Origin of the sequence: Sphingomonas sp. NCPPB 2930 (genome assembly GCF_042867205.1) — a bacterium.
Taxonomy (GTDB): Bacteria; Pseudomonadota; Alphaproteobacteria; order Sphingomonadales; family Sphingomonadaceae; genus Sphingomonas.
This window is the reverse complement of the sequence record NZ_JBHZQU010000007.1, coordinates 172,973-180,092: the sequence shown is the minus strand read 5'-3', so window position 1 is coordinate 180,092 and position 7,120 is coordinate 172,973. Positions and strand designations below refer to the sequence as shown.

Genomic DNA, 7,120 nt, shown 5'->3' with positions numbered 1-7,120 from the left:
GCAGCTTGGGTGAGGGGTTGAGCGAGCCCAAAGGCTCGCGCGCTCGCCAAGCGAGCGCCCACCCCTCACCCAGCTCCTACTAAGCCTTTGCTTTCGCAAAGACTAAGTCTGCGCAACCCTCTCCCCTCTGCGAGGGGCGAGGGAAGGAAAGGCAGCGTTGAACGTCGACCCGCCTTGGAAACGTGCAACAAAAAAAGGGCCGCTCCCGATCGGAAGCGGCCCCCTTTGCCATAGCGTCATGCGGTCGATTAGCGATCGAGGATCGCGTCGATCGCCGTGCCCACATCGTCCATCCCGGCCATGCCGTCGACCCGCGTCACGATGCCGCGCGCCTCGTAGATCGGCAGGATCGGCGCAGTCTTGGCGCGATATTCGGCCATCCGCGTCCGCACCGTCTCGGCATTGTCGTCGGGACGCCGCTTGAACTCGGTCGAGCCGCAGACGTCGCAGACGCCCTCGACCTGGGTCGGCTTGAAGCTGTCATGATAGCCCGCGCCGCACGAGGCGCAGGTGAAGCGGCCGGTGATCCGCTCGACCAGCGCATCCTCGTCCACCGCCAGTTCGATGACATGGTCCAGCGACTTGCCGCGCTCGGCCAGCAGCACGTCCAGCGCCTCGGCCTGCGCCGCGGTGCGCGGATAGCCGTCGAAGATCGCGCCGCCTTCGGCCTCGGCCGCATCCAGCCGCTCGCCGATCAGCGCCGAGACGATCGCGTCCGACACCAGCTCGCCCGCATCCATCACCGCCTTGGCCTGAAGGCCGACGGGGGTGCCCGCCTTGACCGCCGCGCGCAGCATGTCGCCGGTCGACAGCTGCACCATGCCGCGATTCGCCACCAGCCGCTGCGCCTGGGTCCCCTTGCCCGCGCCCGGCGGCCCCAGCAGGATGATGTTCACGCCCACGTCATTCTCCCCTGTTTTCCGCTAGTCCCGTCCGCGCCTCAGCGCAGGCGGCCACCCTTCAGCTTCGCCTTCTTGATCAGGTCGCCATATTGATGCGCCAGCAGATGGCTTTGGATCTGGGTCACCGTGTCCATCGTCACGTTGACGACGATCAGCAGGCTGGTCCCGCCCAGATAGAAGGGAATCTGCAGCGCCGACACCAGATATTCGGGCAGCAGACAGATGATCGTCAGATAGGCCGCCCCGATCACCGTGATACGGGTCAGCACGTAATCGAGATAGGTCTCGGTGTTCTTGCCCGGACGGATGCCGGGGATGAAGCCGCCATAGCGCTTCAGATTGTCCGCCGTCTCCTCCGGGTTGAAGACAACCGCGGTGTAGAAGAACGAGAAGAAGATGATGCCAGCGCCGTAAAGCAGCATGTACACGGGGCTGCCGTGCTGCAGATACTGGTTGAGGCTGATGATGAAGTCGCCCCAGCGGCTCTCGCCCGCGACGCGCTGGCCTGCGAACTGCGAGATGGTCAGCGGCATCAGCAGCAGCGACGAGGCGAAGATCGGAGGAATCACGCCCGCGGTGTTGATCTTCAGCGGCAGGTGGCTGCGATCGGCCTGCATCCCCCGCTGCGTCGCGCGCTTGGGATACTGGATCAGGATGCGGCGCTGCGCGCGCTCCATGAAGCAGATGAACAGGACGAGGACGACGACCGCGACGATGATGCCGATCAGCCGGACCGGATCGATGCTGCCGGTACGGCCGCCTTCGAGCAGATTGACCAGCGTCGTCGGCAGATGCGCGACGATGCCCGCCATGATGATCAGCGACACGCCGTTGCCGATACCACGGCTGGTGATCTGCTCGCCCAGCCACATCAGGAACATCGTACCGCCGATCAGCGAGATGACCGCCGCGATGCGGAAGGTCATGCCCGGCTCGATCACCGCCTGGATGCCCTGGCTGGCGCCCAGCGTCTCGAGGCCCACGGCGATAAAATAGCCCTGGATCGCGGTCAGCAGCACCGTGCCATAGCGGGTATACTGGTTCAGCTTCTTGCGGCCGCTCTCGCCTTCCTTCTTGATGGCGGCGAGCTGCGGGCTCAGCGAAGTCGCGAGCTGGATGACGATCGACGCCGTGATGTACGGCATCACGCCCAGCGCGATCAGCGACATGCGGCTGAGCGAACCGCCCGAGAAGGTGTTGAAGAAGTCGAGCACGCCGCCCGTGGTCTTCTGGCTCAGCAGGCCCAGCGCGGTCGGGTCGACACCCGGCAGCGGGACATAGCTGAGCAGGCGGAAGACGATCAGCGCGCCGATCGTGAACCACAGCCGCTTCTTGAGGTCGGTGGCCTTGGCGAATTTCGCCAGGCTGATGCTTTGCGCCATCTGGTCGGCTGCGGATGCCATAGCTGTTGCGTTATCCTGGAAACGAAAAACGGCGGGATGCGTTTTGAACCGCCCCGCCGCTCATATAGGCGCGAAGACGCGCTTGTCTAACCCGGATGCAAAATCCGCCGCTGTCGGGGATGGCGTGGCGCCATTCGACAGCGGCGGATCCTATCCGGTTCAGGCCTTGGCGGCGAGCTTCGCGGCGCGGGCCTGGCCCTTCTTCGCGGCGGCCTTCTCGGCGGCGGGCACGACGTGCGGCACGTCGACCGAGCCACCGGCCTTCTCGACCGCTTCACGTGCCGAAGCCGACACGCCCTGAACGACGAACGACAGCTTGGCGGTCAGTTCGCCCTTGCCGAGCAGACGGACGCCGTCCTTGCCGCCGCGGGCGAGGCCGGCGGCCTTCAGCGCGGCGTGATCGATCGTGCCGTCGGTCTTCAGCTTGCCCGAGTCGACCGCCTTCTGGATCGCGCCCAGGTTCACCTCGGCATAGTCCTTGGCGAAGATGTTGTTGAAGCCGCGCTTCGGCAGACGCATGTGGAGCGGCATCTGACCGCCCTCGAAGCCCGCGATGGACACGCCCTCACGGCTCTTCTGACCCTTGACGCCGCGACCGCCGGTCTTGCCCTTGCCCGATCCGATACCGCGACCGACGCGGATCTTGGACTTGCGGGCACCCTGGTTGTCGAAAAGTTCGTTCAGCTTCATGATTTGCACTCGCTTTCGCTTGTTTCGCGCATGGCCGTCATTCGGGAAGAATCACGACCGCTGGATAAAAGGAAGGGGGCCGCATAGCCCCCTTCCCCGTGTTTGTCACTGTTCAATGTGACGGATATGAGACCGGGACCTCATCCCTCTCTCCATTCGCACTGAGCAAAGTCGAAGTGCAAGCCGAGCGGCGTGGCCTTCGACTACGCTCAGGCTGAACGGAGCGCAGGATCGATCCTGAAATGCCTCAGTCCACCACCTGAACCATGTGCTGCACCTTGCGGATCATGCCACGGACTTCAGGGCTGTCCTGAAGCTCGGCGACCTTGTGCATCTTGTTGAGGCCCAGGCCGACGAGGGTCGCGCGCTGGTCCTTGGTGCGGCGGATCGGCGAACCGGTCTGCTTGATCTTGATGGTTGCCATGGTCGCTTACTCCACGACGGCCGCGGCTTCCGCCTCGGCAGTCTGCTGGGTGGCACCGTGACCGCGACCCAGCAGGTCGGCGATCTTCTTGCCACGACGCTGCGCCACCGCCTTGGGCGAAGTCTGGTCGCCCAGCGCTTCGAAGGTGGCACGGATCATGTTGTACGGGTTCGAGGTGCCGATCGACTTCGTCACCACGTCGGCAACGCCGAGCGATTCGAAGATCGCGCGCATCGGACCGCCGGCGATGATGCCGGTCCCCTGCGGCGCCGAACGCACCGTCACGCGGCCCGCACCGAAATGGCCGTTGCCATCATGATGCAGCGTGCGACCGTCCTTCAGCGGAACGCGGACCATCGCCTTCTTGGCGGCAGCCGTCGCCTTCGAAATGGCTTCCGGCACTTCGCGCGCCTTGCCATGACCGAAGCCCGCACGTCCCTTGCCGTCGCCGACCACGACGAGCGCGGCGAAGCCGAAGCGCTTACCGCCCTTCACGGTCTTCGAGACGCGGTTGATGTGGACGAGCTTTTCGATCAGCTCTTCGCCCTGCTCCTCGGCGCCACCGCGGCGGTCGTCGCGACGACCGCGGTTGCCGTCACGGCCGCCACGGCCGCGATCGCCGCCCGGACCACGGCCACGGCCGCCCCGGGGACCGCGACCCTGGGTCGCGTCCTGCGCGGCGCCTTCGGCACCGGCAACGGCCACGTTGTTCTCGTCAGCCATATTAGAACTCCAATCCCGCTTCGCGTGCCGCCTCGGCCAGCGCCTTGACGCGACCGTGGAACAGGAAGCCGCCACGGTCGAAAACGACCTGCGTGACGCCGGCGGCCTTGGCCTTCTCGGCCACGCGCTTGCCGACTTCGCTCGCCGCTGCGACGTTCGCGCCCGACTGGCCGCGTGCGTCCTTTTCCAGCGTCGAGGCCGAAGCCACGGTACGACCGGCCTCGTCGTCGATCACCTGGGCATAGATGTGCTTGCCCGAGCGATGCACCGACAGGCGCGGACGGGTGCCCGCACGCGCACGCAGCGCGGTACGGTTGCGCCGACGGCGCTTCTCGAAAAGAGAGAGACCCTTGGTCATTACTTCTTCTTCCCTTCCTTGCGGAAGATGAACTCGCCGTCGTACTTGATGCCCTTGCCCTTATACGGCTCGGGCTTGCGCCAGCGACGGATCTCGGCGGCCAACTGGCCGACCTTCTGCTTGTCCGAACCGCTGATCTCGACGGTGGTGGCGTCCGGCGTCTTCACCTCGATGCCTTCCGGCACGTCGATGTTGACGTCGTGGCTGTAGCCGAGCTGCAGCTTCAGGGTCTTGCCCTGCGCGGCGGCGCGGTAGCCGACGCCGGTGATGACCAGCTTCTTCGAGAAGCCTGCGGTCACGCCGGTCACGAGGTTCTGCACCATGGTACGCTGCATGCCCCAGAAGGCGCGGGCGCGCTTCGTGGCGTTGGCAGGCTGCACCGCGATGGCGTCCGCCTGGACGTCATAGGTGATCTCGTCAACGAGTGGCATGGACAGGGTGCCCTTGGGACCCTTCACGCTCAGCACCTTGTCGGCGATGGTCGCGGTGACGCCGGCCGGAACCGGGACCGCCTTCTTACCGATGCGGCTCATCAGAACACCTCCGCCAGGACTTCGCCACCGACATTCTGCTCGCGCGCTTCGGCGTCCGACAGAACGCCACGCGGCGTCGACACGATGGTGATGCCCAGGCCGTTGCGAACGCGCGGCAGCTCCTGCGCGCCCGAATAGATACGGCGGCCGGGCTTGGACACGCGCGCGACATGCTTGATCGCGGGCTGGCCTTCGAAATACTTCAGCTCGATGCGGATGCCGGCCGCGGGGCCCATCTGCTCTTCGCTGTAGCCACGGATATAGCCTTCGCGCTGGAGCACGTCGAGCACGCGGGCGCGCAGCTTCGACGCAGGCGTCAGGACGGAGTCCTTGCGCGCGCGCTGGCCGTTGCGGATGCGGGTGAGCAGGTCACCCAGGGGATCGGTCACTGCCATCTCAAATGGTCCTTACCAGCTCGACTTGGTGACGCCGGGGATCAGGCCCTTGTTGGCCAGATCGCGCAGCATGACGCGAGCGAGACGGAACTTGCGGTAATACGCACGCGGGCGACCGGTGATCTCGCAGCGGTTGCGGATACGGGTCGGATTGCCGTTGCGGGGGATCTCGGCCATCTTCAGGCGCGCGATCAGACGCTCGGTCTCATCGAGGCTCTGGTCGTTCGCGATCGCCTTCAGCTTCGCGTACTTGCCGGCATACTTCTTGACGAGAAGGCGACGCTTCTCGTTCTTGTTGATTGAACTCAGTTTCGCCATGGACTTAAGCTCTTTCTGTAAGGACCCCCTCCCCGGCGTGGAGAGGGGGCAGTCCGGTTACGCCGCCTTCTTCTCGTCGGCAGCGTCTTCCTTGGGGAACGGGAAGCCGAAGAGACGGAGCAGCTCGCGCGCCTCGTCGTCGGTCTTCGCCGTGGTGGTCACGATCACATCCATGCCGCGCACCTTGTCGATGCGGTCATAGTTGATTTCGGGGAAGATGATCTGTTCCTTGATGCCGCAGGCATAGTTGCCGCGACCGTCGAAGGACTTCGGATTCAGGCCGCGGAAGTCGCGAACGCGCGGCAGCGCGATCGTGATGAAGCGGTCCAGGAATTCGTACATGCGCTCGCGACGCAGCGTGACCTTCACACCGATCGGCATGCCTTCACGCAGCTTGAACTGCGCGATCGACTTCTTCGCCTTGGTGATGACGGGCTTCTGACCCGCGATCAGCTCCATCTCGGAGGCGGCCTGGTCGACGCGCTTCTTGTCCTGCGTCGCTTCGCCCACGCCCATGTTGAGCACGATCTTCTCGATCCGGGGGATCTCGTTGACGTTCTTGTAACCGAACTTGTCGGTCATCGCCTTGATGATGCTATCGTCATAGATAGCCTTCATGCGGGGCTTGTAATCAGCCATCGATCTTCTCCCCGGTCTTGACGGCGACACGGACCTTCTTGCCATCCTGCGTCTCGAAACGGACGCGGGTCGGCTTGCCATCGGCGGTCACATGCGCGACCTTCGAGATGTGCAGCGGCGCAGCGGTGCGCTCCAGGCCACCCTGCGGGTTCGCCTGGGTGGGCTTGCGGTGACGGGTGGCGATGTTGACGCCGTCCACGACGACCTTGCCGTCCTTCGGCATCGCCAGCGACACGGTGCCGGTCTTGCCCTTGTCCTTGCCGGACAGGACGATGACGCGATCGCCCTTCTTGATCTTGGCGGCGGCCATTACAGCACCTCCGGAGCCAGCGAGATGATCTTCATGTGCTTCTTGCCGCGAAGCTCACGCACGACCGGGCCAAAGATACGGGTGCCGATCGGCTCCTCGTTCTTGTTGACCAGCACGGCGGCGTTACCGTCGAAACGGATCACCGAACCGTCGGCGCGACGGATGTCCTTGGCGGTACGCACGATCACCGCGCGGTGAACGTCGCCCTTCTTCACGCGGCCACGCGGCTGCGCTTCCTTGACGCTGACGACGATGATGTCGCCGACCGATGCGGTACGGCGCTTCGAGCCGCCCAGCACCTTGATGCACTGCACCCGCTTCGCGCCGCTGTTGTCAGCGACGTCGAGATTGGACTGCATCTGGATCATGGATCCGCTTCCTTCTCTCTACCTGGGGTGGATACCGACCCGACCCCGCCTTAAAAA

12 protein-coding genes are annotated in these 7,120 nt (G+C 64.8%); all 12 read right to left on the bottom strand.

The genetic code is table 11. The features are described 5' to 3' along the window. Nucleotides 1-248: 248 nt before the first annotated feature. Nucleotides 249-896 carry an adenylate kinase gene (locus ACFX59_RS10650; RefSeq protein WP_309699133.1) on the bottom strand — a complete coding sequence of 216 codons (648 nt, stop codon included), beginning with the start codon at nucleotides 894-896 and terminating at the stop codon, nucleotides 249-251. A 44-nt stretch (nucleotides 897-940) separates the two neighbouring features. Next, nucleotides 941-2,305 carry a preprotein translocase subunit SecY gene (secY, locus tag ACFX59_RS10645; protein ID WP_307103009.1) on the bottom strand — a complete coding sequence of 455 codons (1,365 nt, stop codon included), beginning with the start codon at nucleotides 2,303-2,305 and terminating at the stop codon, nucleotides 941-943. Nucleotides 2,306-2,464: 159 nt separating this feature from the next. Continuing rightward, complete coding sequence (gene rplO / locus ACFX59_RS10640) at nucleotides 2,465-2,995, bottom strand: 50S ribosomal protein L15 (protein ID WP_307103006.1); 531 nt, start codon at nucleotides 2,993-2,995, stop codon at nucleotides 2,465-2,467. A 247-nt stretch (nucleotides 2,996-3,242) separates the two neighbouring features. Then, nucleotides 3,243-3,419 (bottom strand): 50S ribosomal protein L30, encoded by a 177-nt coding sequence (gene rpmD / locus ACFX59_RS10635; protein ID WP_307103004.1) that lies wholly within the window; start codon nucleotides 3,417-3,419, stop codon nucleotides 3,243-3,245. Between the two features lie 6 nt (nucleotides 3,420-3,425). Beyond that, nucleotides 3,426-4,142, bottom strand: coding sequence for a 30S ribosomal protein S5 (rpsE, locus tag ACFX59_RS10630; protein WP_307103002.1), 717 nt, complete (start codon nucleotides 4,140-4,142; stop codon nucleotides 3,426-3,428). Nucleotide 4,143: 1 nt separating this feature from the next. Next, nucleotides 4,144-4,500: a 50S ribosomal protein L18 gene (rplR, locus tag ACFX59_RS10625; protein ID WP_007406066.1), complete on the bottom strand. Its 357-nt coding sequence runs from the start codon at nucleotides 4,498-4,500 to the stop codon at nucleotides 4,144-4,146. Beyond that, nucleotides 4,500-5,033, bottom strand: coding sequence for a 50S ribosomal protein L6 (gene rplF / locus ACFX59_RS10620; protein WP_307102999.1), 534 nt, complete (start codon nucleotides 5,031-5,033; stop codon nucleotides 4,500-4,502). Before rplF ends, rplR begins: the two co-directional genes overlap by 1 nt. Beyond that, nucleotides 5,033-5,428, bottom strand: coding sequence for a 30S ribosomal protein S8 (gene rpsH, locus ACFX59_RS10615; protein WP_037569377.1), 396 nt, complete (start codon nucleotides 5,426-5,428; stop codon nucleotides 5,033-5,035). The genes rplF and rpsH overlap by 1 nt, the downstream gene beginning before the upstream one ends. 12 nt (nucleotides 5,429-5,440) lie before the next feature. Further along, nucleotides 5,441-5,746: a 30S ribosomal protein S14 gene (gene rpsN, locus ACFX59_RS10610; protein ID WP_007406083.1), complete on the bottom strand. Its 306-nt coding sequence runs from the start codon at nucleotides 5,744-5,746 to the stop codon at nucleotides 5,441-5,443. A gap of 57 nt (nucleotides 5,747-5,803) precedes the next feature. Beyond that, entirely contained in the window at nucleotides 5,804-6,385 is a 582-nt protein-coding gene (rplE, locus tag ACFX59_RS10605; protein ID WP_307102997.1) for a 50S ribosomal protein L5, read from the bottom strand. After that, entirely contained in the window at nucleotides 6,378-6,695 is a 318-nt protein-coding gene (rplX, locus tag ACFX59_RS10600; RefSeq protein WP_261269266.1) for a 50S ribosomal protein L24, read from the bottom strand. Before rplX ends, rplE begins: the two co-directional genes overlap by 8 nt. Beyond that, on the bottom strand, nucleotides 6,695-7,063 hold the full coding sequence (gene rplN / locus ACFX59_RS10595; protein WP_007406105.1) for a 50S ribosomal protein L14: 369 nt from the start codon (nucleotides 7,061-7,063) through the stop codon (nucleotides 6,695-6,697). Before rplN ends, rplX begins: the two co-directional genes overlap by 1 nt. Nucleotides 7,064-7,120 lie beyond the last annotated feature (57 nt).